This window comes from Nostoc sp. FACHB-110 (assembly GCF_014697425.1).
In the GTDB taxonomy this organism is placed as follows: domain Bacteria; phylum Cyanobacteriota; class Cyanobacteriia; order Cyanobacteriales; family Nostocaceae; genus Nostoc_B.
Genome location: NZ_JACJRU010000017.1, coordinates 49,769 through 75,659 on the forward strand (window position 1 = coordinate 49,769; position 25,891 = coordinate 75,659).

Annotated in this window: 31 protein-coding genes; 28 read left to right on the forward strand and 3 right to left on the reverse strand. The window is 43.0% G+C overall.

What is annotated here, in order from left to right:
* Nucleotides 1-7 precede the first annotated feature (7 nt).
* The 14 genes from H6G69_RS17030 to H6G69_RS17095 all read left to right on the forward strand — a co-directional run bounded on the left by H6G69_RS17030 (nt 8) and on the right by H6G69_RS17095 (nt 10,933).
* Entirely contained in the window at nt 8-637 is a 630-nt protein-coding gene (locus tag H6G69_RS17030; RefSeq protein ID WP_190689492.1) for a response regulator transcription factor, read from the forward strand.
* Between the two features lie 315 nt (nt 638-952).
* Nucleotides 953-1,435, forward strand: coding sequence for a hypothetical protein (locus tag H6G69_RS17035; protein WP_242072090.1), 483 nt, complete (start codon nt 953-955; stop codon nt 1,433-1,435).
* 32 nt (nt 1,436-1,467) lie between these two features.
* Nucleotides 1,468-1,623 (forward strand): helix-turn-helix domain-containing protein, encoded by a 156-nt coding sequence (locus tag H6G69_RS34685; protein WP_313951253.1) that lies wholly within the window; start codon nt 1,468-1,470, stop codon nt 1,621-1,623.
* A 97-nt stretch (nt 1,624-1,720) separates the two neighbouring features.
* On the forward strand, nt 1,721-2,314 hold the full coding sequence (locus H6G69_RS17045; RefSeq protein ID WP_190689500.1) for a hypothetical protein: 594 nt from the start codon (nt 1,721-1,723) through the stop codon (nt 2,312-2,314).
* Between the two features lie 592 nt (nt 2,315-2,906).
* Nucleotides 2,907-3,464 carry a DsbA family protein gene (locus H6G69_RS17050; RefSeq protein WP_190689503.1) on the forward strand — a complete coding sequence of 186 codons (558 nt, stop codon included), beginning with the start codon at nt 2,907-2,909 and terminating at the stop codon, nt 3,462-3,464.
* A 164-nt stretch (nt 3,465-3,628) separates the two neighbouring features.
* Nucleotides 3,629-4,603: a CPBP family intramembrane glutamic endopeptidase gene (locus H6G69_RS17055; protein ID WP_190689505.1), complete on the forward strand. Its 975-nt coding sequence runs from the start codon at nt 3,629-3,631 to the stop codon at nt 4,601-4,603.
* Nucleotides 4,604-4,916: 313 nt separating this feature from the next.
* Nucleotides 4,917-5,204, forward strand: coding sequence for a hypothetical protein (locus tag H6G69_RS17060; RefSeq protein ID WP_190689508.1), 288 nt, complete (start codon nt 4,917-4,919; stop codon nt 5,202-5,204).
* Between the two features lie 75 nt (nt 5,205-5,279).
* Nucleotides 5,280-5,435, forward strand: coding sequence for a hypothetical protein (locus H6G69_RS33660; protein WP_206757647.1), 156 nt, complete (start codon nt 5,280-5,282; stop codon nt 5,433-5,435).
* A gap of 325 nt (nt 5,436-5,760) precedes the next feature.
* Nucleotides 5,761-6,198 (forward strand): peptidoglycan-binding protein, encoded by a 438-nt coding sequence (locus H6G69_RS17070; RefSeq protein WP_190689514.1) that lies wholly within the window; start codon nt 5,761-5,763, stop codon nt 6,196-6,198.
* Nucleotides 6,199-6,215: 17 nt separating this feature from the next.
* A complete protein-coding gene (locus H6G69_RS17075) occupies nt 6,216-6,503 on the forward strand; it encodes a hypothetical protein (RefSeq protein WP_190689517.1) in 288 nt (95 codons plus the stop codon).
* 133 nt (nt 6,504-6,636) lie between these two features.
* Complete coding sequence (locus H6G69_RS17080; RefSeq protein WP_190689520.1) at nt 6,637-6,813, forward strand: hypothetical protein; 177 nt, start codon at nt 6,637-6,639, stop codon at nt 6,811-6,813.
* A 221-nt stretch (nt 6,814-7,034) separates the two neighbouring features.
* Complete coding sequence (locus H6G69_RS17085; protein WP_242072091.1) at nt 7,035-8,693, forward strand: alpha/beta hydrolase; 1,659 nt, start codon at nt 7,035-7,037, stop codon at nt 8,691-8,693.
* A 218-nt stretch (nt 8,694-8,911) separates the two neighbouring features.
* Entirely contained in the window at nt 8,912-9,298 is a 387-nt protein-coding gene (locus H6G69_RS17090) for a hypothetical protein (RefSeq protein WP_190689526.1), read from the forward strand.
* 684 nt (nt 9,299-9,982) lie between these two features.
* Nucleotides 9,983-10,933, forward strand: a complete 951-nt coding sequence (locus H6G69_RS17095) for a hypothetical protein (RefSeq protein WP_190689529.1) — start codon at nt 9,983-9,985, stop codon at nt 10,931-10,933.
* Nucleotides 10,934-11,062: 129 nt separating this feature from the next.
* On the opposite strand, the gene H6G69_RS17100 is transcribed toward H6G69_RS17095, so the two are convergent.
* The 3 genes from H6G69_RS17100 to H6G69_RS17110 all read right to left on the reverse strand — a co-directional run bounded on the left by H6G69_RS17100 (nt 11,063) and on the right by H6G69_RS17110 (nt 13,436).
* Nucleotides 11,063-11,434: a PleD family two-component system response regulator gene (locus H6G69_RS17100; RefSeq protein ID WP_190689532.1), complete on the reverse strand. Its 372-nt coding sequence runs from the start codon at nt 11,432-11,434 to the stop codon at nt 11,063-11,065.
* Nucleotides 11,435-11,628: 194 nt separating this feature from the next.
* Nucleotides 11,629-12,780, reverse strand: a complete 1,152-nt coding sequence (locus H6G69_RS17105; protein ID WP_190689535.1) for a response regulator — start codon at nt 12,778-12,780, stop codon at nt 11,629-11,631.
* A 455-nt stretch (nt 12,781-13,235) separates the two neighbouring features.
* A complete protein-coding gene (locus H6G69_RS17110; protein WP_190689538.1) occupies nt 13,236-13,436 on the reverse strand; it encodes a hypothetical protein in 201 nt (66 codons plus the stop codon).
* A gap of 497 nt (nt 13,437-13,933) precedes the next feature.
* Here H6G69_RS17110 and H6G69_RS17115 point away from each other — a divergent pair, with 497 nt between their 5' ends.
* The 14 genes from H6G69_RS17115 (at nt 13,934) to H6G69_RS17180 (ending at nt 25,781) form a co-directional block, all read left to right on the forward strand.
* Entirely contained in the window at nt 13,934-14,671 is a 738-nt protein-coding gene (locus tag H6G69_RS17115; RefSeq protein WP_190689540.1) for a Uma2 family endonuclease, read from the forward strand.
* A 96-nt stretch (nt 14,672-14,767) separates the two neighbouring features.
* The gene (locus H6G69_RS17120; protein WP_190689543.1) at nt 14,768-15,697 is read left to right on the forward strand and encodes an RluA family pseudouridine synthase; all 930 of its coding nucleotides are present in this window, start codon (nt 14,768-14,770) and stop codon (nt 15,695-15,697) included.
* A gap of 923 nt (nt 15,698-16,620) precedes the next feature.
* Complete coding sequence (locus tag H6G69_RS17125) at nt 16,621-17,139, forward strand: phycocyanin/phycoerythrocyanin subunit beta (protein WP_190689546.1); 519 nt, start codon at nt 16,621-16,623, stop codon at nt 17,137-17,139.
* Between the two features lie 74 nt (nt 17,140-17,213).
* Nucleotides 17,214-17,702 (forward strand): phycocyanin alpha subunit, encoded by a 489-nt coding sequence (locus H6G69_RS17130; protein WP_190689549.1) that lies wholly within the window; start codon nt 17,214-17,216, stop codon nt 17,700-17,702.
* 137 nt (nt 17,703-17,839) lie between these two features.
* Nucleotides 17,840-18,676, forward strand: a complete 837-nt coding sequence (locus H6G69_RS17135; RefSeq protein ID WP_190689552.1) for a phycobilisome linker polypeptide — start codon at nt 17,840-17,842, stop codon at nt 18,674-18,676.
* A 107-nt stretch (nt 18,677-18,783) separates the two neighbouring features.
* Nucleotides 18,784-19,557, forward strand: a complete 774-nt coding sequence (locus H6G69_RS17140) for a HEAT repeat domain-containing protein (protein WP_190689555.1) — start codon at nt 18,784-18,786, stop codon at nt 19,555-19,557.
* Between the two features lie 255 nt (nt 19,558-19,812).
* Nucleotides 19,813-20,427, forward strand: a complete 615-nt coding sequence (locus H6G69_RS17145; RefSeq protein WP_190689558.1) for a HEAT repeat domain-containing protein — start codon at nt 19,813-19,815, stop codon at nt 20,425-20,427.
* A 549-nt stretch (nt 20,428-20,976) separates the two neighbouring features.
* Nucleotides 20,977-21,498, forward strand: a complete 522-nt coding sequence (locus tag H6G69_RS17150) for a phycocyanin subunit beta (RefSeq protein WP_190689561.1) — start codon at nt 20,977-20,979, stop codon at nt 21,496-21,498.
* A gap of 78 nt (nt 21,499-21,576) precedes the next feature.
* On the forward strand, nt 21,577-22,068 hold the full coding sequence (gene cpcA, locus H6G69_RS17155) for a phycocyanin subunit alpha (protein ID WP_190689564.1): 492 nt from the start codon (nt 21,577-21,579) through the stop codon (nt 22,066-22,068).
* A gap of 153 nt (nt 22,069-22,221) precedes the next feature.
* Complete coding sequence (locus H6G69_RS17160) at nt 22,222-23,082, forward strand: phycobilisome linker polypeptide (protein ID WP_190689567.1); 861 nt, start codon at nt 22,222-22,224, stop codon at nt 23,080-23,082.
* A 63-nt stretch (nt 23,083-23,145) separates the two neighbouring features.
* Nucleotides 23,146-23,388, forward strand: a complete 243-nt coding sequence (locus H6G69_RS17165) for a phycobilisome linker polypeptide (RefSeq protein ID WP_190689710.1) — start codon at nt 23,146-23,148, stop codon at nt 23,386-23,388.
* Nucleotides 23,389-23,397: 9 nt separating this feature from the next.
* A complete protein-coding gene (locus H6G69_RS17170; RefSeq protein ID WP_190689568.1) occupies nt 23,398-24,228 on the forward strand; it encodes a HEAT repeat domain-containing protein in 831 nt (276 codons plus the stop codon).
* Between the two features lie 73 nt (nt 24,229-24,301).
* The gene (locus tag H6G69_RS17175; protein WP_190689571.1) at nt 24,302-24,901 is read left to right on the forward strand and encodes a HEAT repeat domain-containing protein; all 600 of its coding nucleotides are present in this window, start codon (nt 24,302-24,304) and stop codon (nt 24,899-24,901) included.
* A 40-nt stretch (nt 24,902-24,941) separates the two neighbouring features.
* Complete coding sequence (locus tag H6G69_RS17180; protein ID WP_190689574.1) at nt 24,942-25,781, forward strand: phycobilisome rod-core linker polypeptide; 840 nt, start codon at nt 24,942-24,944, stop codon at nt 25,779-25,781.
* Nucleotides 25,782-25,891 lie beyond the last annotated feature (110 nt).

Below are 25,891 nucleotides of genomic sequence, written 5' to 3' on the forward strand. Positions count from 1 at the left end.
CATCACGATGAGCCAAACCATAACCATTCGGGTTCTGATTGCAGATGATCATGCTATCTTTCGGCAAGGTTTAGCCACGATTATCAACCGTGACCCAGAGATGCAGGTGATTGCCCAAGCCGAAAATGGGGAACAAGCGATCGCTTTATTTGGGGAACACCAACCGGATGTCACGCTCATGGATCTCCGAATGCCGGGCGTGGAAGGAGTTGCCGCCATCGGTTCAATTTGTGCTACTGCTAAATCTGCTCGGATTATTGTACTGACCACGTATGATAGTGACGAAGATATTTATCGGGGATTGCAGGCAGGCGCAAAAGGATATCTGTTGAAAGAAACTGAACCTGACGAGCTTCTGAATGCTATTCGTACCGTTCATCGGGGTCAGAAGTATATTCCGCCTGATGTGGGAGCAAAGTTGGTACAGCGCCTCAGCAATCCAGAACTGAGTGAACGAGAACTAGAAGTACTCCGCTCACTGGCGCAGGGAATGAGCAATGCCGATATTGCAGCTGCTTTGAGTATCGGTGAAGGCACTGTCAAATCTCATGTCAATCGGATTTTGAATAAGCTAGATGTTAGCGATCGCACCCAAGCTGTAATTGTTGCCGTTAAACGCGGCATTGTTAATTTATAGGATGTACTTTCGATAGAATTGGGATTCTAACTTGAGTTATAACTAGCCTTCTACTCCACGATGGCATGGTTGCTCTATCAATTTATACTGTAAAAATTTTAACTCGCTATAGACGACAGCTTAAAGGCAATTTCCTATATTGAGTTTATGTAAATAGAAGTGCATCCAATCAGGCAAATCATGATCCTTGAGAGCGGTAAGAGGTTGTGGCGGTTGCTATACGTGGTCGTTTAAGCCGTTCAATCTGTCCTAAGAGGCTGTTTGTAAATGATTATGAAGTCATCAATCAATACATCATTGACCTGGAAAACAACGTTGTCATTTGTAACCCTTGCCACCCTACTCATTCTGCTGATTGGCTGGCTCTTCAAAAATCAAGTATTGCCAGTCAAGACAGTTATAGATTACAGCGTATGGGAAACCAACTTTATACAATTTTGGATCTGGGTGGCTATTGGAGTTGGGCTACTACTCCCTGGCATTGCTTTCTTGGTTTGGCTGCGTTATCCCGAACCTCGAAAAATTTTAGGCTTCTATTTACTAGTTTTACTTGTTCAGATAATAACTGAACAAGTTTTAAGTAGCATTTTGTTTCCCAGTTTACTGGTAATTATCGGAACTATTTACACGATTTATCGGATTTGGCAATTATGGCAGAGTCAACAGGTTGTAAATAAAAATACTCAACTCAATACATTTAGCCCAAAAGTTCTTAATAGTTTATTGCATCTCTTACTACTTTTTTGGTCAGTCAATTTAGCAGTTCTCTTAGTTTTGTGTTTTCCTGCCATTGTATAGATGGATGCAGAATTTATTTACCGCATCAGTACGTGATTCAACAACCGGTGGAACGGGCGAAATCGATGTTATCGAAAACGGATTTAACCATTGCTGATATTGCTTTCCAAACTGGGTTTTCCAGTCAAAGCCATTTGAACCAACAGTTTAAGCGAATTACTCGAATGACACCAAAGCAGGTTCGTTAATTCCACAAGAATCTGACAAATCATTGTAAGAATTTGAAAGAAGTCAAGCCTGGGAACTCAATACACTTGAAATAAATAGAACTAGGAGAATCCAATCATGGTCAAACAGCAATCTGTAGACGAACAAGCAAATGGAAAGGCAACTAGCAACCTGACACCAGCCCAGGAGTTTTTGCAAGAACTCTGGGATGAGCATCTGCGGCTTGAGTTTGACGCTCACAACACTGAAGATACCCTCGCCACGATGGTTGAGGATGCTTACGTTAACGGCATTCCGGTAATGATTGGGGGAGTAGGGAAACCGGCACTGCGCGAGTTTTATTCCAAGTACTTCATTCCACAGATGCCGCCGGACATGGAGCTGACTCCGGTCTCGCGCACAATCGGAACCAATCAACTCGTCGATGAAATGCTAGTTAAGTTCACTCATACCATCCAGATGGACTGGATGCTACCTGGCATTGCTCCGACTCTTAAACGGGTTGAAGTGGCATTGGTAGTAATTGTTCAGTTTCGTGACGACAAGCTAGCCCACGAACACCTCTACTGGGATCAGGCGAGTGTATTGGTTCAACTCGGTATGCTTGATCCGGGTACACTGCCCGTTGTAGGGATTGACAGTGCGCGCAAGGTACTTGATCCGAGCTTGCCCTCAAACGCACTGATCGATCGTGCCAGCGATCGCAACTAAGTGCAGGAGCCAGCAAATATCAATGCCTAAACCCGCCATTTTGCCACTAGGATCGTACTCATTCTGGTTGTAGGAGGTGCTTCTTATTGCTGGCTCCTACACGTATTGCTCATTGAGTTTTTGACAAAGTGACACAGCCATTCACAACAAGAGGTAATACCAATTCTCTAAAATGAGGCAACAGATGGAAATCAGGAAAGTCTGACTGGAGCTAGATTTCTTAATTGCGTTAGCGCAGCGTTAGCGACGTTCGCGTAGCGTCTCCCTTTGGGAGAAGGAGCGTCATTGCGAATTGCGAATTGCGAATTGGTATTAGCGATCGCACCCAAGCTGTAATTGTTGCCGTTAAACGTGGCATTGTTAATTTATGAGGCGTACTTTCGATAGAATTGGGATTCTAACTTGAGTTATAACTAGCCTTCTACTCCACGATGGCATGGTTGCTCTATCAATTTATACTGTAAAAATTTTAACTCGCTATAGAAGACAGCTTGAAGGCAATTTCCTATATTGAATGTATGCAAATAGAGATGCAGTCAATGGATTGAGCAAGTCAATTGCAAAGTTCTATACTTGCTGCAAACATAAAAAAATGAATGACGATCGCCGCTACAGTTCCTTACTTGTACCCCCTTCAACTCAAGATTGGATGCAAGGTGGGCTGAGTGCCAAGGTCGTGCTGGTGATGTATGGAGACTATCAATGCTCTAGAAGTGCGGACGTTTACAGGATAATTCAAAGAATCAAACAAGAGCTGATTGCTTCTTTTGGAGAAGATTATTTATGCTTTATCTTCCGTCATTTTCCGCAAACACAGATTCATCCTCATGCTCAACGAGCCGCCGAAGTCGCTGAAGCCGCCGCTGCCCAAGGACAGTTTTGGTCAATGCACGATACTTTATTTGTTTATCAACAGAAGTTAGAGAACGGTTATCTTGTAGAGTACGCCAATGATTTGGGGCTTGATATTCCTCAGTTTCTCAAAGACTTATCTAAACAAGTATATGTTGATCGCATCCACGAAGATATCGAAAGTGGAATACACAGTGGAGTAACAACTGCCCCAGTCCTATTTATCAATACCATTCGCTATACCGCACGCTGGAGAATGACAGAGTTGATGACAGCCATTGTTGCAGCAAGTCACTAAGCTCTATTTATATCTGACTTGTTTGTGAGTGCTAGTCGGCGATCGCGCATTTGATCGCTAGTTTTTGCCTGTTTTGTTGAATTTAAACGCCTCACTGGAATGACCGCAAAACAGGTTTGCTAACTTCCAAGTACTACATATATATACGAGTAAAGGAGACAAAGATGAAGATTAAAGCAATCAAAAGACATCAGGGAATCGGATCAGAAGTGAAAGACGCGACTTACGTCGAGGCTGCTGGGTGGGGTAAGTATCGGTGGTGGCGGTATGTTCTGGGGCTGATAATCATCCTCTTTGCCTGGATGGTCGTTGCCAACTTCGCTAGTGCGCTCGTCGCGCTTGCGCTCGGCGGCAAAGAGGGTGTCGCGGCTTTCGGTCGGCTGGATTATGCCGCATTCGGTCGGGTAGGGGGCTTTGTCGTGAGCATGGCGGGTTTTCCGGTGTTCCTCGTAGGAATTTTCATCGCCGTCACCCTCATCCACCAACGTCATCCCCGAACGCTCATCACGGCGCGGGAAAAGATCAGTTGGCGGCGCGTCGGTCACGGCTTTGTAGCTGGGTTTGTGCCGTGGGTGCTGCTAGCTGGACTAGGGCAGTACTTCCTCTACCCCGATAGCTTCTCCTTCAACTCCGACCTCAAGACGTTCGCGCTCTTCGTGCCGATCGCGCTGGTCATGACTGCGATCCAGACGACCACTGAGGAGCTTTTCTTTCGCGGGTACATCGTGCAGGGCGCAAGCCTGATCTGGTCAAATCGGGTGTTTTTGTCGATCGTGTCGGCTGTGATCTTCACGCTGCCGCACGCTACTAACCCAGAGTCACAGGAGGGCGGCTGGATCGGGATGTTCCTCGGACTCTTCGTCGGCACGGGTTTGCTGTATGCGATCGTTTCACTGATCGATGGCACGACCGAGCTTGCGATCGGCGCACACTTCGCCAACAACATCGCGTACTTTCTCTTGTTCAATTGGTCTGGAAGTTTCTTCACTACGCCAGCCCTGTTCAGCATCAGTGAGTACCATGCAAGATTCTACGACATCACCTCTCTCGTGCTGATTCCCATTTTCCTGGTGATTGTTTTCCGGATGTTCAAACGTGACGAGGCATCCGAACCCCTTTCCCAAAGCCATCGGAAGTAGCTGCTGGCATAGGTTGATAGGAAGGATCATCTGGAGGTTAAAGCAATGGCAATTTTGAGCGTTTGGCTGGCTCTTTTGGCAATCTTCGCACTAATGCTGCAATGTTAGCCCATATCAGCTTTCATGCTTTTGCCTCTGTTCTTAGCGGTTTACTGGCAAGGTTGGCTTAAGTTTTGGAATATATCTCGTAGGGCTAGCACTGCCCACAAAGCTTTACCGTGAAAGGTTTTAAAAAGAAAGGTTTTAAAAATGGTGGGCGATGCCCACTACTTGAATTGATGCTCAACTCTACAGTTTTAAGGTGGTAAATCAAATGATTCAGTGCAAAGATTTTGCGCCTCGGATTACTGAACGGGGACTCTTCGGCGGTGCTTCCGATTATGAATCCTTCTTTGAGGTTGTGAGTGAGGTCAATCAGTGGATTGAAAATACAACGATACAGGTGATCAATGTTGAAACCGTTGTTTTACCAGATAGCTTGAAAAGCACAAGTGATGGTGTCTACGGCGTGACAGTCAGTAATGGGGTCTACCCAGTGATGATCAGCCAGGGCGTTACAGTCAATTGCTTTCAATGTGTGCGTGTGTGGTACAGAGAATAAGCTTCACCGGAGAAGAAATAATGAAACGATTTACCTTGTTTACTTTTCTGTACCTCGCGCTCGGAGTTTGCCTGAGTGCGATCGCCCTTGGATACCCAAACCTGTCTTCGGGTTCTCAAAGAAGCTTGTTCATCAGTGCAGGAATCTCCTACATTTTTTGTCTCCTCAGCACCTTCCCATTTTGGCGCGAGAGGACGATCGGCTTCTATCGCCGACGGAACTCAGCAGTAATCCTACCCTGGTTGGTGATTGGATTCAATATTGTTTGGATGATCTGGGAGGTTCAGAGTCAGAACTGGACGATGGAAGCCATTTTAGGAGCGTTTTTGCGGCTAATAGTTGTCTTACCGTTTGTAGAACTCATTGTGATTACATGGCAAGTGAATTCTGAACATTAGGGTCTAAATCGGATGATGCCGAAAAAAACTCGTTTCAGCAATGCGAGATAGAGTCAAACGTACTACACAAGGAACACCATGAATCAGCCCCAGTTTTTTGTCAATAACTCCGACACAAAATTGATGCTAACTAGAACTGATCTATCAGGAGGACAATCATGAAACTTCAAACCATTTTCAGATTCATAACGATAGCGACAGGATTGCTCGGAGGTTCACTCACTCATCTTGCGATCGCACACAGCATTCCTCCACAGCAAACATCACCCGTTCTGATCGCAACTGCCTACACTGATTTAACCTTACCCACCTTGCGCCAAGGAGATCGCGGCAGAAATGTGCAATTGTTACAGCGCATTCTTCAAGACAATGGCTTTTTAGGAGCCGCAGGCGTGAGATTAGGCAATCCAAATGGTGCGATCGTCGATGGCACTTTTGGTGCGGTCACAGAGTCTGCGGTACGCGATCTCCAGAGACGATACAAAATCCCAGTTACAGGGCGAGTCAATCCAACAACCTGGGAAGTCCTGGATATGCACGAAAACCCCTATCGATCCCCGCTTCCCTGGAAACAACACAACATTACACAACCATAAGCCACAGAAGATTTCTCATGAACCGAAAGATTCTTTCAACCAAAATCACAACTACAACCGCAATCACAATTGTGTTCGGCGTACTCCTACTGTTCAATTTTCCATCCCTGGCTCAAGTTAGTTCACAAGTGATTCCCAGAATCGAAGTGATCGAAGGTTCTGAAGGGATTCCACCCAGCTACCGTTTAGTCATTAGCCGATCGCAGGACAATGTTTATGTCTTCTGTCCGACTGACTTCGAGCCACAGTTGGACTATCTGCGAAATGTGAAGGCGATTCAATGTAAGCCGTTTACCAGTCCCTAGAAGTAAAGCAGTGAGGGGCAACAGCATAACAACTCACACCACTTTGTTGCTTTGAACAGAGGAAAGATTCGGATTTCAGAGAACAATAAAGCAATTTTAGAAGCGGCAAACGCAGCGATCTCTTAAGGCAACTATGAAGGATTCTTGTCGTTCTGCGCCGACGACATGGAATGGACATTTGTCGGCGACAAGACCTGAACGGAAAAGAAGTCGTTCGTCAATGGATGGTAACAGAGTATTCGGTTGCGGAGCGAAGCGATCGCGTCAAACAAATCAACATATATACATCGAACTAATCGAGGAAGCGTAACGCCTCACACCACTCTATTTCCGCCAATGCGTAAGTCCTAACAAACTAATTTACAGTCCGCGTTTTGGTGGGGTCATCGATGACCCCGTTGATACCTGAACCCATCAATAACTAGCTCGAAGGAGTTTATCCCTATGTTCCACATTTTCTCTAACCACAAGCAAGATCGTGACCTACCCACGCACGCCTTAGAGCCAACGGTTTCCGCTAAGAGGAGAACCATGCTTGCTCACAAGAAGCCCCACGTCCGAAACTCGCTAATGATTGGGGCGGTGATACTGGTTCTTAGTGCCTGCGGCCAGCCCGCATTCGGATACCCGTCAGAGCCTGGAGGAACGATCCCTGCAAAGCTGAAACGCTTCTACGACCAGAAGCTGACCTTCGGCTCGTGCGAGGGCTACGCAACCACGGATGCCGACGCTAAAAACTTCGCCAACGATACCTTCAAATGCGCTCGGCTTGAGGTGCCACTCGATTACCAGAACCCCGGCGGGCGAACCGCGCAGATTGCACTGCTGCGCGTACCGGCGAAGGGCAAGCCGAGCAAACGAATCGGCTCCCTGCTGCTCAACCCAGGCGGCCCCGGCTTCCCTGGGATGAGTTACGCGGTCATGGTGGCAAAGGACTTGGCCGACAGTCCAATCGCCAAGCAGTTTGACCTGATCGGATTCGACCCACGCGGGGTTGCGGCCTCGACACCAGCCCTAGACTGCTTCACCGATGCCGAACGAGAGGCCGACAAGTTGGTTAACTCGATCAACTCTGGAGGCAAGGACTACACCGACCACGAGACCCGTCAATTGTACCAAAAATGCGCCGAGCGTTCCGGGGGTGAGGAGGTGCTGGCTCACGTCGGCACGCGCGATGTTGCCCGCGACATGGACGTACTCCGCGCGGTGCTCGGCGATGACAAGCTCTCCTTTTTCGGTGCCAGCTACGGTACCCGGCTCGGCGCGATTTACGCTGAAACCTTTCCACAGAACGTGCGGGCTATGGTGCTCGATGCCGCGATCGACCCCACCACCGGCACCACCGAGCGTCGCCTCGTCCAGTTCGCCGGTTTCCAGCGTGCCTTCAACAACATGGCGGCCTTCTGCGCTAAAACCCCAACTTGTCCGCTCGGCACCGATCCCAAGCAAGCTAGCGCCGCCTTCCAGGAGATCGTGCGGCCACTGATTGATCAACCGATTATCACCGCAGACGGACGCAAGGTCACTTACACCGCCGTAATTGACGGCGTGACCAGTGGGCTTTACGGCGAGACGCTCTGGCCTGCGGCGATCCAAGCCATCACCGAACTCAAGGCCGGAAGCGGTAAAACCCTGCTGTTCTTGCGCGACATCCTCAGCCAGCGCAATGCCGACGGTAGCTACGGCAATGGCAACGAGTCCCTGGTGGCCATTAACTGCCTCGACGAGGAACGCCACACGCCCGAGCAGGAGAGCGCGATGACGCGTGACATTTTCAAGGTTGCGCCCTTTCTAGACACCGGACGGCCCGTCAACGCCCGTGACCTCTGTGAGCATTGGCGCGTGAAACCCACCCTCGGCTACCCCTACGCCCAGAACATCAAAGGACTCCCTAAAACCTTGGTCGTATCGGTCACTCGCGATCCGGCCACCCCGCACGAGGGCGGCATCAGCCTCGCCAAGACGCTCAACGCGAGCCTGCTGACCGTCGAGGGCGAACAGCACGGTGTAGCCCTCACCGCCGGCAATGCGTGTGTCAACAACATTGTCACCGACTACCTCATCAGTCTCAAAATCCCCGCAGACGGCGCTCGCTGCGTCTTTTTTCTGGGAGATTCAGGGCGTGTAGAAGTTCTCCAACGGCGGATAGAAAGGCTCACTCAGAGGCAGAGTAGACTCCAGTCTAATTAACTATTTTTGAGCTATGTAAAAATAGCAACGAAGAACTAAGCATCCTACCCCTTCGCAGTTTAGTTAATTATTCTCCTTCTACAGCTGGATGTCAGTGCAAATAAACTAATCAACCAGAGAGTTGAAATACTGTCAGCATTTATGCTTAAAATTGCTGAATAGGTTAATTGGCGATTGAAAAAAGGCCAAGATGACCATTTGCAGGACGCAATCAAGCTATGCTGACTGATATATTGCCTTTCCGTTTTGAGTTAAATACCGTTGCGATCGCTGGCGCTAGTCTGTGGTCTTTAGCATTGTACTTAGGTTTTTTTCCTGTCAGTGAATGGGTGATTGAACAGTTAAACCGTTGGTTCAACTTCGCCGAGCGATCGCTTTATACTAGTCAGACAGAATTTGAAAAAACTCGCAAAGCCAGAGAATCTCAAAACGCTTTTTATGCCTCATTATTTAGCATTGTCCCGTTTTTGGGTATCGGTACTCTCTGTAACTGGGGCATAGAAATCAGTTTAGGTCGTAGTTGGGCTATCAGTATGGGAATACTCGCCTGTATTGGTTCGGGAATTTATGAACTAGGTCGGCGCGATGGTCAATCTTCTGACTAAGCGTCAAATCAACACCCTAGGTGTGGAGCCGTGTTGAACGGCTTCATACTATGCTGATCGGCAAATCTAAGGCTTGTTATTATATCAGATTATTTAAAATTATTTTTTATTATTTTTGAGAAATATATTTCCTACTCATAATTAATAATTTATTTATAGCCAAAAAAAACTACGTTATAGTACTTATCAGTAGAAAAGTAAGTAACCTTTTTAGAGGATGTCTGAAATTTTTGAGTAGTTATAGATCAGAATCACAAATAATTTTCCATCCCCATAAAAAATTGAGACTTTAAAGTTTTTTTGAGGGGATTAAATAAATACTTAAAACTTCCCAGACATCATCTTTTCATGATGTTTTCAAAGCCTGATAAATTATTAGCAACAAGTATTATAGCAATCCTAACTCCTCATAGATAAAGAGGAGACAGTTTGCAGTTGGCAAATAGCTGTCGTGGTCTGTCTGACCGCTCATTTTGTCATAGCAAATTGTAGCCATACCCTGCATAAATTTGCCTTACTCTACATTAAAACTGAGAGAGTAGGGTAGTGATTGGTGTGGCTATGAAGTACAGCAAATACTGATTAATAATCAACAGTAAAAACTTTGGAAACATCTTCTCAGGTTGCTTGGAATTTTTCACATTGGCTGCAATCAAGACACTTACTTGTAGAGATAAACCCATCATGACTACACCCTTGATTAAATTAGAAGAATTGCAACAAGGTAAAGTTCTTGTTGATGAGTTGGGATTGCTAACCGAAATGCCTGATGAGATAGTTCAACTCTCTCAAAGAGTCAAACAAATCATGGGTAATTCTCAGGTCGTCCAAGGTATGTGTGCAGGCGATTATTTATCTTTAGTATCATATTCAGCAATTTATTGGGGAATAGTTAAAACTTTTCCTCGCACTGTTATTAGAAATGTCAAAAAGTTTTTGAATCGTTTTTCTGAGCAAAATTCCAGCCGTAATTTGCTGTTAGTTTTTAACTACACAGGTAAAGAAAGAGAAAAAATTCTGGCTTCTTTACAACATGGTATTTCGGGTATTGCGAAAGATTATGGTTTTGAAGAAGGTAGTCATTTAGATTATTGGAAAAAATTGATGACTGCTGTAGGACTGATGGTTGATTCCACCACAGGTAAACTTTCTCCTGAAGGTGCTACACTCTTATCTCAACTTGAGCAGTCAGAGCCAATTATAGCGATGGATACTTTGATTAATAAAGAAACGGATATGCGAAACGCCTTAATTGGGATGTTAGCTGTTGAATTTATTGCTGTAGGTATTTCAGAATGCGTGATTGATTCTCCAGAGTCTCAAATACTTTTTGCCCCCAATGGAAGAGGAATCACCAGAGAGTGGTTTGATGTTCATTATCATTCTGGCGACCACCATATATTAGAAAATAGCGAATATGATTTGACTCCAGATTTTGACCAACTAAAATTACCCCATGATACGATTAACTACAATATGTTAAAAATGGCGCATACTGCTGATTATGAAGGTGAGTCATTGCACGATATTTTAGAAGCAAAAGTGTTATACGTAGCTGAGGCTTTTGCGGCTGCGGGTAATTACACTGGGAAATTTGACGAATCAATTAATCTGAATTTAGCACTTAAGTATTAAAAATTCTCAAACCTACTGCCAATCTAGGATTTATTCAAGAGGAAGTAGGACTTAGGATATACTCAGTAAGTGCGTTATGGCTTCAGTCTAACGCACTACTATATTATTAATGATGTTTGGGGCGATCGATTATCTCATCTCAACTACATGAATTGCCTTGAGCAATTCTTCTGTGGTGTAAGGCTGCGTTAAATAAGCATCTGCACCTTGCTTTTTTCCCCACACAAGATGACTGGTTTGATTTTTGGCACTGCAAATTAAAATCGGCACTTTCGCTTGGCTGGGATGATTTTTGAGGAAGCGACACAATTCAAAACCATTCATCCCTGGCATAAATACATTAGTAATAATCGCATCTGGCTTTTCTTCTAAAGCCATTTCTAAAGCTTCTTTTGCAGTTTTAGCTTTAATAATTTTGTAACCTTGCTCTCCCAGAAAATTCTCTAGTTCGCTAAGAGCGTCTTCTAAAATCAGAATTGTCCCCACCAAAGTAATACTCAATTCTGAATCTCCACAAGAATAATTTATTTGATTTATTCTAACTACACCTCCAATATCTGCCCATAAGCTGTTAATCGTTTAATTTTCACATTGAGACTGCAGGGGAGCAGGGGGCAGGGAGCAAGGGAGAGGGTTTGCAGCTTTTATTACCATGAATATGGTGCAATTTAAATGACGACTAGCTTACTACTCAATTACACAATATGTTGAAAAATAATTTTCATTAAATCACCTTGAGTAAACGGTTGAGTTAAATAGCCAGAAGCTCTAGCTAGTTTAGCTTTTGCTCTATTAATCAGGCTGGCTTTTTCCGTTACCATAATGATGGGTGTATTTTTAAAATATGCGTGTTTACGCAATAATGTACATAATTCATACCCATCTAAATCAGCCATATCTACATTCAATAGAATAATGTCTGGTTTAATACGCAGAACTTCTATTAAAGCTTTGAAAGAATCTGTAACTCCAGCTACAGAAAATATTTGCTCATCTAAAGCATTCTTAATCAGATTTAATATAGCAGTGCTATTATCAATGCAAAATATTGTGTAGACTTTTTTTTCTGTAGTCGAAGCAGCATTTGGTTGATAGTTGTGATGGCTGGGATTTGCAGGCTGTGATGGAAAACGGTTAAATTTGGGTAATTGCGGTTCAGGCTTGGGTTGAGGATGTGGTTTGGGTTGTGAAAATGGCAATGGTTGTGTCCATCTCTTCTCTTCAAGATGCTGTGCGAAAGATGAACGCAACCCTGGATAATTGATGGGAGCTTGAGTATTTTTATTTTCTGTATGGTGTGATGTCTCTTGATAAAATCCTTCTCTACCTCGCTTTTGACACCTTTCAACTAGTAAGCGCAGGTTAAGATGGCAGAATTTAGGCATATCATCCAAAAAGCTTTCGGGGATAAATTCGTAACTCCCCTCTTCTAAGTTCAAAAATGACTCTAAAACTTCTAATGCTAATTGTTCTATCAATACCGCCGCTTCTATAGCACTAATATATTTTTGATTAACTAACCAACAAATTGCTAAATAGTCTGGGTTGGGAATAGCTTGACTCCCAGCACCAGTTTCAAATATCGCTTTTAATTGGTCGTCAATACCGTTGGGTAAAGTCGAAATTTGCTCACTCAAGCGATGCAAGTTTCTGTACAGCGGCTCAAACATTTTTTCTGAGTAGCACGCATAAATTAACTTACCCTCATCTATATATATTGACCAAGCACCAGATGTGCTAAACACCTGTAAACAACCAGTCACAGATTTACTGGTGATTTTTTTCAGCAAAGACAATGGCTGGATTTTTTGGAAAAATCTATATCTACTAATAGGAAGAGTTTTCATAGTAATAACTGTAAATATAACTAATTGACACGTCAAATAGGTGAATTACCTTGTAGGAATTCACTGCACATTATTTTAGAGATACTGTTGAGCTAAATATAGCTGTCACATTTTAGTTCGTACAGAGATTCTTCACCCCCAACTCTAAATTAGCCAATCTCTGATAAGCTATTAATCACCTAACTACATCTAACTGGGAATTACCAAACTAAGCTATGACTCAGTTGCAAAATAGCTTAGTTGGTCGAAATTAGATAATATCCAAAAGCTGATTTTGCTGATGTAGCTTGCAATAATTTGGTCAATTTAACAATAACTCAAAATCTGCATTTAGAAGTATTGGCTTTAACCCATCAGTAGCAAATTTATCATTTATGTACTTATGGTATGACTGAAGATTTGAGATTTTCGGGCTTTAGAGTCTTAGTTTAAGTATATACTTACTGAAATTAGACTCATTGAATATCAAGTATATAAAACAACATAATATGTATTTTGTTCACAGTATACAGTTCTAAAATGGCTAGACAAAGAATCAGCTTCCACTTGTTAATCAAGCTAATTGCTACACAGTCGGCGTTAGTTAATAATTGGACTGATAGACTGAGAACCTGATGTAGCCAAGCATTTAAAGGAATCGAATCTAATTGCTGCATACGCACTCAATAAAAATCAGTTTTGATTATCTATGACGATAAATATTTACCCTGAAAGATATCTCAATTCATAAATCAATGCTTATGGCAGAAATTAAACAATGTAATTGACCTAAACATAGTATCGAAATTTAGCTAACTAATAAATGCCAGTTGCGATACATTTAAAATCGATATTACACAAAATTCATACAATCAGAGAAAAATATATTAGCTTTATGAGAAACAGATTGTAAAGTCATGAAGATAATTATCTATTAAAGATTTGAATTGACGGGAATTAAGCCAAATATCCGGACAATAGCCAGAAGTACAGTAATTAGCCATGATCTGAAAATCTGTAAAAAAGATAAACAAAAATCACAAGATAGACCTATCTTTGCAAGTAAATATTTTGACTAAAACCCTAATTCTAGTAGTACAAGGTAAGAAATTCTAGCTATTGAATTATTAAGCTAAAATTAACTATGCCAATTGTGTAATTTGGACTTACGCTCATGGTGACTCAGCTACCTTCTTCTACTAAAAAAGAAATCATCTACCCGGAAACTGATGGACAGCCGATGGCAGAAAATACCAAACAGTATCGCTTGATTGTCACGATTCAAGGGGGACTCGATACTTTATTTCAAAATGAGCCAAATGTATTTGTCGCGGGTGATCTGTTTTGGTATCCTGTTGAGGGTGATAACCTCACTCGCAGAGCGCCTGATGTGATGGTGGTGTTTGGTAGACCAAAAGGCGATCGCGGTTCGTATTTACAATGGCAAGAAGGTAACATTCCTCCACAAGTAGTGTTTGAAATTCTTTCCCCCAGCAACACTACCAAAGAAATGATTGCAAAATACAAATTCTACGATCGCTATGGGGTGGAAGAATACTATATATATGATCCAGATACTACAGAATTAAGCGGTTGGTTGCGTTCTGAAAATGAATTAGCCGAAATTCCGCAAATGATCAACTGGGTAAGTCCGCGTTTGGGTATTCGTTTTGAATTATCTGATGGTGAACTTCAAATTTATCGTCCCGATGGCCAGAAGTTTCTCACCTATTTAGAACTAGCACAACAACGCGAACAAGCACAAATAGCAGCTGAACAAGAACGTCAACGCGCTGAACAAGAACGCCAACGTGCTGAACAAGAACGTCAACGCGCTGAACAAGCCGAAACTCAACTAGCCGCACTCCGCAGTTTACTCCGTGAGCAGGGAATTAACCCTGATGAAGTGTGAAGTGTGAAGTGTGAAGTGTGAAGTGTGAAATTTAATTATTTATTTAGTTTTTAGTTGAAATACTTGAAATTCCCTACTCCCTACTCCCTATCCTCGATGCAGACTGATATTAATTTAGAAGTTTTAGAAAATAGCGCACGTTTAGACCGTTATCTTGCACAAGAGTTATCAGATATTTCTCGTTCTCGCATTCAACAGTTAATCGAACAGGGTCATGTGCAAGTTAACGCTCAAGTCTGCACATCTAAGAAGGTGAATGTTAAAACAGGCGATCGCATTACTCTACAAATACCAGAAGCACAGCCCCTAGAGCTACAAGCCGAAGATATTCCCCTTGATATTCTTTACGAAGATGACCAATTACTCATCCTCAATAAACCTGCTGGCTTAGTTGTCCATCCTGCACCAGGACATTATGATGGCACATTGGTAAATGCTTTATTGGCACACTGTCCAAATCTTCCTGGTATTGGGGGAGTCCAGCGTCCGGGAATTGTCCATCGATTGGATAAGGATACAACAGGAGCGATCGCGATCGCCAAAACTGATATTGCTTATCAACACCTGCAAGCACAACTCCAAGCCAAAACTGCTCGCCGAGAATATCTTGGTGTAGTTTACGGTGCGCCAAAAACTGAAAGTGGGACGATAGATTTTCCTATCGCTCGCCATCCTCAAGACCGCAAAAAAATGGCTGTCATCCCTGTAGAACAAGGTGGGCGCGTAGCTGTTACGCATTGGCGGATATTAGAACGCTTAGGAAATTACACATTAATTCACTTTCAATTAGAAACTGGACGCACTCATCAAATTCGCGTTCATAGTGCCAAAATTAATCATCCTATTGTTGGCGATCCTATTTATGGTTCTGGTCGTTCGGTAGGAGTAAATCTTCCTGGTCAAGCACTACACGCTTGGCGGCTCAAGTTGCAGCACCCTGTTTCCCAAGAGTGGATAGAAGTAACAGCACCACCACCGCCTACTTTGACAACTTTGTTAGAAGTTCTGCGCCGCCGAGTAGTTTGAGTAGGGCAGTCAGGAAAACCTAGCCCCCTTCCCGCGCAGAATATAGCTGCTGATGAGGAGGTATCAGCCCTCAATAAACGATTTTTCGTCATTTCACCCTATTGTAGAGACGCAAAATTTTGCGTCTCTACTTTAATATCTGGGAATATAAAGAATTTTGAGAGTTTGGTTGACTGAGCTTTACAAAAGCTTACATATCAATCATTTACCCAATATGACCTTAACTAGTAAAAATACTGCCTGAAAAGCTTGTAAAGAGAAAGTTATAAGCAAATTAAGAATAGATTCAGCTTTTAAAATTAAAACTATTTTTATCTATTTAAATAAAATCAAACGTTGTGACATAAGTGACAGTATTTCGCTGAAAAAATTATTAACAAGCACTAACGCTACACAGCAATCAAAAACCAAATTTCAAAACTCAAAAAAGGTTTAATTTCAATCTTTTGGTCAATTTTGAACAGTAGCTTGATTACTGCTGTGTTATACCACCTCCATCAGTCTTACTGTTAGAAGTACATGATATATAAGTTTTATTTGTTACTAAACCTTAAAAAGCTGAATAAATATATGAAGTAAGGTTGCTAAAGATGTTCAATTGTAAAGCAAATATTTCCTGAGTATTAGCCAAAGCTTTGTAGAGCAACAGTTTATTTAAAAAGCTGTATGGAGTAACACTATTTTACAAAACTTAGGAATAAACGAACTCCACCCATATATAAAATACGAACAAGGTTTTAAAAGCAATTACAAAAACCAGCAAAATTAGCTGTTTTTTCAAATAGTTGATTGCGGCAAATTTGTGTTATTTCAAATTAGTATTTGGAATGGCAAATGTGCCATGCGATAAATTTTGCTTGATAGATTAATTGCTATAAACTGGATAAATTTCTGTAATGAATGGCCTTGAGGAGGAATAAAAAATGCTCGACGCTTTTTCTAAAGTAGTTGAACAAGCCGATAAAAAAGGTTCATATCTCAGTGGTGATGAAATCAATGCTTTAACAGCAATGGTGGGTGATAGCAATAAGCGGTTAGATATCGTTAACAGACTAACCAGTAATGCTTCCTCCATAGTGGCTAATGCTTATCGTGATTTAGTTGCTGAACGTCCACAAATTTTTAATCCTGGTGGTGCTTGTTTCCACCATCGTAATCAAGCAGCTTGTATTCGTGACTTAGGATTTATTCTGCGTTATGTCACCTATTCTGTATTAGCTGGTGATGCTAGTGTCATGGACGATCGCTGCTTAAATGGTCTACGTGAAACCTACAATGCTCTGGGTACTCCTGGCGATGCTGTAGCTTCAGGTATTCAAAAAATGAAGGACGCTGCGATTGGAATTGCTAATAATCCCAATGGTATTACCAAAGGTGATTGTAGCCAACTAATCGCTGAATTATCCAGCTATTTTGAACGCGCTGCTAGTGCTGTTGCTTAATAAATTTTTGCTGCAAACTTTTCTCAAACTGGTTGTTAGTAATTAGTTAGAAAATCGAGGAGATTAGGAGAATTATGAAAACACCTTTAACTGAAGCGATCGCAGCTGCTGATTTGCGCGGTTCTTATCTCAGCAATACCGAAATGCAAGCAGTATTCGGTCGTTTCAACCGCGCTCGTGCAGGTTTAGACGCTGCTAAAGCATTTACCAATAATGGTAAAAAATGGGCAGAAGCAGCTGCTAATCATGTTTATCAAAAATTCCCCTACACCACTCAAATGAGTGGCCCTCAATATGCGTCTACACCTGAAGGCAAATCTAAATGTGTACGCGATATTGACCACTATCTTCGTACCATCAGCTATTGCTGTGTTGTTGGTGGAACAGGGCCTTTAGATGAATATGTAGTTACTGGTTTAAGCGAACTCAATAGTGCCTTGGGTTTATCTCCTAGCTGGTATGTAGCTGCTCTCGAATTCGTGCGTGACAATCATGGTTTAACAGGTGATGCTGCTGGCGAAGCTAACATCTATCTAAACTATGCAATTAACGCCCTAAGCTAATACAAACTTTATGGGTCTTTGGAAATAGATAGTTGCCCAAAAAGTAGGAAATTTTTCTACTTTGATAGCAGCAATTATCTACTGCTAAAGACCCAAATTTATTGCTAACAAAAATTAAAGAAGGAGCGATTGTCAAAATGAGTAATTCAGTCGCAGAACGGCTAGCCATTAGAGATGAAATTGGCACTAAAGTAGAGCTACGCCAAAATTGGAGTGAAGACGAATTACAAAAGGTATTTCGGGCTGCTTATCAACAAATTTTTGGTCGTCAAGGAGTCTATGCTAGCCAAAAGTTTATTAGTGCCGAAGCTTTATTGCGGAATGGCAAAATTAGCGTGCGGCAATTTGTTGAAACTTTAGCTAAATCTGATTTTTACAAAGAATGCTTTTTTTATAGCAACTCCCAAGTGCGTTTGATTGAATTAAATTATAAGCACTTATTGGGACGCGCCCCTTACGATCAATCAGAGATTGCTTATCATGTAGATTTATATGCTGCTCGTGGTTACGATGCAGATATTGAATCTTACATTTACAGCACGGAATATGAAAATGCTTTTGGCAATTCTGTCGTACCTTATCATCGCGGATTCCAATCAATTCCGGGTATGAAAACCGTAGGTTTTAACCGCATATGTGAGCTTTATCGCGGTTCTGGTAACAGTGATAATGCTCAGATGGGGCGGAAAAATTCTCGCCTGCGGACGAAAGTATCATTGAATTTGCCTAATGGAATTTTGCCCCCAACTTCCGCAGGTACAGCTTTTGTTTCAGCCGCACCAACTTTAATTAGTGCAGCTAAACGAGGAGACAGCCGGATGTTTGTTATTGAAGCGATCGCTGGCACAATTGGTTCTAAAGCATCAGTGCGCCGCAGCCGTCAAACTTACACCGTACCTTACGAGCGCCTCTCAGCTACTTATCAAGAAATTCACAAGCGTGGCGGTAAAATCATCAACATTTCGCAAGTGTAATAAGTGCTGAGTAATTTTAATTGAGACAGGGTGTGAGGGTGTAGGGGTATAGGGTATAAAAAATCCCTACACCCCTACACTCTTAGTTCCTTACACCCTTTTGATAAATGACTATTACTAACTCTGTCGAACCCATTCTTTCACCAGAAAGCGCGATTTCAGCATTATCTAGTGAGGATAATCAAATTCGCTATTATGCTGCTTGGTGGTTAGGTAAACATCAAGTGCAAGCTGGCTGTATGGCATTGTGCGATGCTTTGTTTGATGAACGTTATCGCATTCCTGGTGGTGGTTATCCGCTACGTCGTCAAGCTGCGCGTGCTTTAGGACAATTGAAAAATCCTCAAGCTGTACCAGTGTTAATAAAAACGTTAGAGTGTAACGAGGATTTGCGTTTAAAAGAAGCTGCGATCGCAGCATTAGCCGCCATTGGTAACAAACAAGCTGTGATTCCTTTGCTCAATCTTTTACAAAATGGTCAAGAACAGCCCTATGAAGCTTTAATTGAAGCTTTAGCCACACTCCAAGTTTGGTCAGCACAAGCGCAAATTGAACCGTTTCTCAAACATCCATCAGAAAGGGTGCAATGTGCGGCGGCGCGATATATGTATCTTTTAACTCAACAACCCCAATACATCGAACGTATCGTTAAAAACCTCAACCACGAAAATATGTATTTACGTTGGGCCGCAGTTTTTGACTTAGGAGCAGTTGGTCATCAACAAGCAATCCAAGCAATCTTAACAGCCCAAGTTCCTAATAGTTTGAAATTGCTCAATCTCAAGCGTATTTTAGAAACACTTCTAGAAAGTAATAATTATGAACAATCAACATCTTTGTTACTTTTTCAAGCAATTGATGATTTACTAATTCAGCTTTAAAATTCAAAATTTATTTTCGAGATTGGCGATAGTCAGTAAAAAGTAAAAAAAAATCCATATATAAAAAATCCTAAACTTTCTTGTGTAGTGGGTGTCCTCTCCCGCCCTATAATTTAGGCTGGCAGTATGCCAAACCCAAAAGATGGATGATTTATTTATGGGAAATTCTCATGCTCTTTTTACTTTTGCCTTTTACTTTTTTACTTCTATCACCAGTTATTTTTGCCGTGCAATTTTTCTTTAGTGAGCAAAACCATGAATGAGCAATTAATTTCGCAAATTAATCAGGCTGCAACACCAGAAGAAGCAATCACCGCGATTAACGCCATGACTGTTGGCAATAATCCCAAAATCGACGTTATCAATGCTGTAATTACAGCTTTAAGTCATCATCATCCCAGGGTGAGAAATGCGGCGGTAGAAGCTTTAGTCAAGTTGGGAAATTGCACAGTAAAACCCTTAATTGCCGCTTATGAATCTTCTGGCGATCAAGGATTACAAGCGCATATTATTCATGCTTTGGCTCAAATTGGTTCATCTGCAGCGTTGGATTTATTAGCGGAAGTTGTCGGTACAACAGTAGCCAACCATTGCCAAGGAAATGTGCGCCGCATCGCTGCACGCGGATTAGGGAAAATTGCCAATAGTTGTGATGATGCTGAAGTTATTCGCAGAATTCAAGAAAAGTTGATTTGGGCTTTACTCACCCCAGAAGATTGGGGACTACGTTATGCGGCGGCGGTGTCTTTGCAAAAAATAGCTACACCTGAAGCGAAGACCGCTTTAGAAAATGCGATCGCACAGGAAACCGACATCGTAGTGCGATCGCGCGTAAATTTGGCTTTGGCTCCACTAACTCTGGACGGTTGACCCTAAACCAAGCACTCACACAAATGTTGCGAAATATTTATTTTATGTTTCTTCACAATAACCATCAGGACATAAAATCGGATGAAAAACGGCAATGCCTTGCTCTGTAAGGATTTGAAAAATATTAAGAAAATCTAAAATCATCCAGATTTGCTGATATTTTTTTTAAATATGAAGTTATGTAACAAAAAAAAAGAGTTTTTCTCAGGTAAAGCCCTTGTATGTAAAGGATTTGAGCGGCTTCTTATTTCTGCAACTTATTTATTCATAATTTGTAACAAATAAAGGATCTATAGCGTTGTATAAACATAAGCTGGAGGGGTAAATAACAGACAGAACATAAACAAGGCAATCAATTCGTAAAGTTCGCTGGTTTCTCATAAATCTCACCCTGGTTCTCATAATTTTCCTCATGAAGTCACAGGTGAATCTGAGAGCAGCAAAACTACAAATCGGTACTTGGTCTGTTAGATTCCATCCCAAATTGATAAAACATTACCAGTTTTAATCGAGACATCTCTCAACTAAGGAATTAGGAGATTAGAGTCCATGACATTAGATGTATTCACCAAGGTAACTTCTCAAGCAGATGCTAGAGGCGAATTCTTGAGCAACGAACAACTAGATGCACTAGCTAACGTTGTTAAAGATGGCAACAAACGCTTGGATATCGTCAACCGCATCACCAGCAACTCTTCTACAATCGTTACCAACGCGGCTCGTGCGTTATTTGAAGAACAACCCCAATTGGTTGCTCCTGGTGGTAACGCTTACACCAACCGTCGTGCAGCTGCTTGTCTCCGCGACTTAGAAATCATCTTGCGTTATGTGACCTATGCAATCTTAGCAGGCGACTCCAGTGTTTTAGATGATCGTGCATTGAACGGTCTACGTGAAACCTACCAAGCTTTGGGTACTCCTGGTTCTTCTGTAGCTGTAGGCATCCAAAAAATCAAAGAAGCTGCGATCGCAATTGCTAACGATCCTAACGGTATCACCAAAGGTGATTGCAGTGCATTGATCTCCGAAGTAGCTGGCTACTTTGATCGCGCTGCTGCTGCTGTTGCTTAATAGCAGTCCCAAGTCTGAATACGCAAGTATTTAGGCAACTAGGTAAAAAGACTAAAAATACCAAGGAGATTTGAAAAGATGGTTAAAACACCAATTACCGAAGCTATTGCAGCTGCTGATACCCAAGGTCGTTTCTTAGGCAACACAGAATTACAAGCTGCTCGTGGTCGTTATGAGCGCGCTGCTGCTAGTTTAGAAGCTGCTCGTGCGTTGACCTCTAACGCTCAACGCTTGATCGACGGTGCTACCCAAGCTGTTTACCAAAAATTCCCTTACACCACCCAAACCCCCGGCCCCAACTATGCTGCTGACAGCCGTGGTAAATCCAAGTGCGCTCGTGACGTTGGTCACTACCTGCGCATCATCACCTACAGCTTGGTAGCAGGTGGTACTGGCCCCTTGGATGAATACCTGATTGCTGGTTTGGCAGAAATCAACAGCTCCTTTGAGTTGTCTCCTAGCTGGTACGTAGAAGCTCTGAAGTACGTCAAAGCTAATCATGGTTTGTCTGGTCAAGCTGCTAACGAAGCTAACACCTACATCGACTACGCTATCAACGCTCTTAGCTAGATAGTTTTCTGCCCGGAGAGGGATGCAAGTGCTGGATGGAATCACCTAGCAGTTGGATCAAGCTCCGGGCATAGTTTTATGTAGGGATAGGGAAAAAGCTTATTTGAGCAAGCAGTCGGTACTAGCAGCCGAATATCAATAAGGGGATAGAAGATGGCAATTACAGCAGCAGCATCTAGGCTAGGAACAGAGCCTTACAGCGAAAAACGTCGATTTGAACTGCGCTCCAACGCCAACAAAGAAGAAGTCGAAGCAGTAATTCGTGCTGTATATCGGCAAGTATTGGGTAATGATTACATCATGGCATCGGAACGCCTTGTAAGCGCAGAATCACTCCTGCGGGATGGAAACCTGACAGTGCGGGAGTTTGTGCGTAGCGTTGCCAAATCAGAACTCTACAAAACCAAGTTTTTCTATAGCAGCTTTCAAACTCGTTTGATCGAACTCAATTATAAGCATTTATTGGGTCGCGCTCCTTATGACGAGTCAGAAGTTGTTTATCATCTCGACTTGTATCAAGAAAAAGGCTACGACGCAGAAATTGACTCTTACATTGATTCTGTAGAGTATCAAAACAACTTTGGCGATAACATCGTACCTTACTATCGTGGTTTTGAAACCCAGCCTGGGCAGAAAACAGTAGGTTTTAACCGCATTTTCCGGTTATACCGAGGCTATGCCAATAGCGATCGCGCCCAAGTAGAAGGGAAAAAATCGCGTCTAGCACAAGAATTGGCTAGCAACAAAGCCTCTTCAATTGTTGGCCCGTCTGGTACTAACAGCAACTGGGGTTTCCGGGCGACACAAGATGTAGCTCCCAAACGGAATTTAGGCAATGCCGTTGGTCAAGCTGATCGTGTCTATCGCATCGAAGTTACAGGACTTCGCGCTCCCGGCTATCCCAGCGTGAGAAGAAGCAGCACAGCTTTTATCGTACCTTACGAGCGGCTTTCTGACAAAATCCAGCAAATTCATCGTCAAGGCGGGAAAATCGTCAGCGTGACATCAGCCTAAAAAAGTTTGCTGGCAACAAAGCCAACAGTATGGATAAAAAACCAAACAGGAGATATAGAGGTAATGTTCGGTCAAACCACACTTGGTACTAGTACTGTTTCTTCATCTGCTAGCCGAGTATTCCGTTACGAAGTTGTAGGCTTGCGGCAAAACTCCGAAACTGACAAAAATAAATACAATATTCGCAATAGCGGTAGCGTATTTATTACAGTGCCATACAGCCGGATGAATGAAGAATACCAAAGAATTACCCGTCTAGGCGGCAAAATCGTCAAGATTGAGCCTTTAACTGCGGAAGAGAACTAACCCCTGGCAATGATAGAACCCAGTGGGGAAAACTTTCCCTCCCAGAACGAGCCACATCTGACACCAGAGCTAGCAATCGCTAACCTGCAATCACCAGATTTAAGTCTCCGCTATTATGCAGCTTGGTGGCTGGGCAAGTTCCGGGTTAACAGAGCAGATGCTGTAGATGCTTTAATTGCCGCATTAAAAGATGAAGCAGATAGAACAGAACTCGGAGGTTATCCTCTGCGCCGAAATGCAGCTAGGGCATTAGGTAAGTTAGGGGATGTTAAAGCAGTACCAAACTTAATTGAATCCCTAGAATGTTCTGATTTCTATGTGCGCGAAGCTGCTGCCCAGTCTTTAGAAATGCTGCGCGATCGCACTGCCGCACCAGCACTGATCAAAATGTTAGATGGGGGTGTAGCCGAGGCCGTGCAAGTACCGGGACTCCCCCATCTAACCCAGCCCTACGAAGCAGTCCTAGAAGCCTTGGGAGCCATCAACTCCACTGAGGCAATTCCACTCATAGAGCCTTTCCTAGAGCATCCAGTACCACGAGTACAATGCGCCGCCGCCAGAGCCATGTACCAACTCACACAAAACCCCATCTATGGAGAAAGGTTAGTGGAAATGTTGGCAACAGGGGATCTGAAATTGCGCCGTGTTGTCTTAGGGGATTTGGGTGCAATTGGGTATTTGGCAGCAGCAGAAGCGATCGCTCAAGCTAAGGTCGAAAATAGCTTCAAACTGATTGCCCTCAAAGGATTGCTAGAACATCAATTAACAGATGAGTTAGAAAAACTGGCTGTATCTGATGATGCAATTCGGGTAATGAACTTGATGGATTCACTTTTATAGTCACTTGTCATTTGTCCTTTGTCTTTAGTCAAAAGCTGATGACAAGTGACTATTGATCAATGACTAACGACCAATGACTGAAGAACTAATTCGTGCCGTCGCCGCAGCAGATACACCAGCAAAAATGGTGACAGCAGTGGAGAACTTGGCAGCCACAAAAGATATTGCTGCGATTCCTACTTTGATTGCGGTGTTTGGATATAACAACCCAGCCGCCGCAGCCTTAGCCGCCACCGCCCTCACAGAAATGGGAGAAGCGGCAGTACCGCAGCTAATATCTCAAATTGATGACTACAACTATGGCGCGCGGGCTTATTCGATTCGCACAATAGCTGCGATCGCAGACCCTCGTGCTTTAGATTTATTAGTCAGTGCAGCTGCCACAGACTTTGCCCCCAGTGTCCGTCGCGCTGCTGCCAAAGGTTTAGGAAACTTGCACTGGCATAAGCTAGATTTTCCCGAAAGCCATACCGCACCCAAAAGAGCCTTAGAAACCCTGATATTTATTTCTCAAGACTCTGAATGGTCAATTCGGTATGCAGCCGTTGTGGGTTTGCAAGCCTTGGCCAAAAATAGCGATTTACAACAGCCTATTTTTGCCAGACTCGAGCAAATGCTTACAGCCGATACCGAAAAAGCAGTCCGCGCGCGTGTGCAACTAGCTTATCTTTAACAAGCTTGTTTGAATACCATAAAACAAGGTAAAAGTAAATATGTCAATACCACTTCTTGAATATTCACCAAGTTCCCAAAACCAACGGGTAGAAGGTTACGAAGTACCCAACGAAGATACCCCAACTATTTATCGCTTATCTGCGGCTATTGACGATACAGATATTGATGCAATTATCTGGGCAGCTTATCGGCAGATTTTTAGCGAGCATTTAATTATCAAAAGTAATCGCCAAAACTTCTTAGAGTCACAACTGCGGAATCGGGCAATTAATGTCCGCGACTTTATCCGGGGATTGGGCAAATCTGAAGTTTTCCGGACACAAGTAGCCGACATCAACTCAAACTACCGTTTAGTTGACATTATTTTGAAACGCTTCTTAGGGCGGGCAGCTTATAATAAAGAAGAGGAAATTGCCTGGTCAATTGTCATTGGCACAAAAGGGTTACACGGTTTTATTGATGCCTTATTAGATAGTGAAGAGTACCTCACTAACTTTGGCGATGATATCGTCCCTTACCAACGCCGTCGCTTCAAAGACAGACCCTTTAACTTAGTTAACCCACGCTACAACGCTTACTGGCGCGATCGTCAAACCCTCAACTTCCTGGGTGGTCGTTCCTTCTACAGCGCTCGTACCACAGGTTATGCCAGCAAAGAAGAAATTCGTCGCGTCATTCCCAGCAACTTCTTAGCAATGGCTGGCAGCATAATTACTCCCGAACGTAATTATCAACGCGTAACCGCCTCAGTTCTTTCCCAAATCAAAGACATTCAAATTCCCGACAACAGCCGCGAAAGTGGGACTCCTCAACCAACAGTCAAACCTACCGCTGTTGCCCTACCTTACCGTTATCTTCCTGGCACAAAGACAACCTAAAAGGCAAAAGGTAAAAGTCAAAAGTTAAAAGTCAAAAGGTAGAACGAGCAATATTAAATTTCCGACTACCTTGCGGGAACGCCAAAGGCGAACAAACTTCAAACTTCAGA

Bases quoted from the DNA above. Each gene is read 5' to 3' on its own strand.
- H6G69_RS17030 (WP_190689492.1), top strand. From the start codon at position 8: ATGAGCCAAACCATAACCATTCGGGTTCTGATTGCAGATGATCATGCT.
- H6G69_RS17045 (WP_190689500.1), top strand. From the start codon at position 1,721: ATGGTCAAACAGCAATCTGTAGACGAACAAGCAAATGGAAAGGCAACT.
- H6G69_RS17050 (WP_190689503.1), top strand. From the start codon at position 2,907: ATGAATGACGATCGCCGCTACAGTTCCTTACTTGTACCCCCTTCAACT.
- H6G69_RS17055 (WP_190689505.1), top strand. From the start codon at position 3,629: ATGAAGATTAAAGCAATCAAAAGACATCAGGGAATCGGATCAGAAGTG.
- H6G69_RS17060 (WP_190689508.1), top strand. From the start codon at position 4,917: ATGATTCAGTGCAAAGATTTTGCGCCTCGGATTACTGAACGGGGACTC.
- H6G69_RS17070 (WP_190689514.1), top strand. From the start codon at position 5,761: ATGAAACTTCAAACCATTTTCAGATTCATAACGATAGCGACAGGATTG.
- H6G69_RS17075 (WP_190689517.1), top strand. From the start codon at position 6,216: ATGAACCGAAAGATTCTTTCAACCAAAATCACAACTACAACCGCAATC.
- H6G69_RS17080 (WP_190689520.1), top strand. From the start codon at position 6,637: ATGAAGGATTCTTGTCGTTCTGCGCCGACGACATGGAATGGACATTTG.
- H6G69_RS17085 (WP_242072091.1), top strand. From the start codon at position 7,035: ATGCTTGCTCACAAGAAGCCCCACGTCCGAAACTCGCTAATGATTGGG.
- H6G69_RS17090 (WP_190689526.1), top strand. From the start codon at position 8,912: ATGCTGACTGATATATTGCCTTTCCGTTTTGAGTTAAATACCGTTGCG.
- H6G69_RS17095 (WP_190689529.1), top strand. From the start codon at position 9,983: ATGACTACACCCTTGATTAAATTAGAAGAATTGCAACAAGGTAAAGTT.
- H6G69_RS17105 (WP_190689535.1), bottom strand. From the start codon at position 12,780: ATGAAAACTCTTCCTATTAGTAGATATAGATTTTTCCAAAAAATCCAG.
- H6G69_RS17110 (WP_190689538.1), bottom strand. From the start codon at position 13,436: ATGCAGCAATTAGATTCGATTCCTTTAAATGCTTGGCTACATCAGGTT.
- H6G69_RS17115 (WP_190689540.1), top strand. From the start codon at position 13,934: ATGGTGACTCAGCTACCTTCTTCTACTAAAAAAGAAATCATCTACCCG.
- H6G69_RS17120 (WP_190689543.1), top strand. From the start codon at position 14,768: ATGCAGACTGATATTAATTTAGAAGTTTTAGAAAATAGCGCACGTTTA.
- H6G69_RS17125 (WP_190689546.1), top strand. From the start codon at position 16,621: ATGCTCGACGCTTTTTCTAAAGTAGTTGAACAAGCCGATAAAAAAGGT.
- H6G69_RS17130 (WP_190689549.1), top strand. From the start codon at position 17,214: ATGAAAACACCTTTAACTGAAGCGATCGCAGCTGCTGATTTGCGCGGT.
- H6G69_RS17135 (WP_190689552.1), top strand. From the start codon at position 17,840: ATGAGTAATTCAGTCGCAGAACGGCTAGCCATTAGAGATGAAATTGGC.
- H6G69_RS17140 (WP_190689555.1), top strand. From the start codon at position 18,784: ATGACTATTACTAACTCTGTCGAACCCATTCTTTCACCAGAAAGCGCG.
- H6G69_RS17145 (WP_190689558.1), top strand. From the start codon at position 19,813: ATGAATGAGCAATTAATTTCGCAAATTAATCAGGCTGCAACACCAGAA.
- H6G69_RS17150 (WP_190689561.1), top strand. From the start codon at position 20,977: ATGACATTAGATGTATTCACCAAGGTAACTTCTCAAGCAGATGCTAGA.
- cpcA (WP_190689564.1), top strand. From the start codon at position 21,577: ATGGTTAAAACACCAATTACCGAAGCTATTGCAGCTGCTGATACCCAA.
- H6G69_RS17160 (WP_190689567.1), top strand. From the start codon at position 22,222: ATGGCAATTACAGCAGCAGCATCTAGGCTAGGAACAGAGCCTTACAGC.
- H6G69_RS17165 (WP_190689710.1), top strand. From the start codon at position 23,146: ATGTTCGGTCAAACCACACTTGGTACTAGTACTGTTTCTTCATCTGCT.
- H6G69_RS17170 (WP_190689568.1), top strand. From the start codon at position 23,398: ATGATAGAACCCAGTGGGGAAAACTTTCCCTCCCAGAACGAGCCACAT.
- H6G69_RS17175 (WP_190689571.1), top strand. From the start codon at position 24,302: ATGACTGAAGAACTAATTCGTGCCGTCGCCGCAGCAGATACACCAGCA.
- H6G69_RS17180 (WP_190689574.1), top strand. From the start codon at position 24,942: ATGTCAATACCACTTCTTGAATATTCACCAAGTTCCCAAAACCAACGG.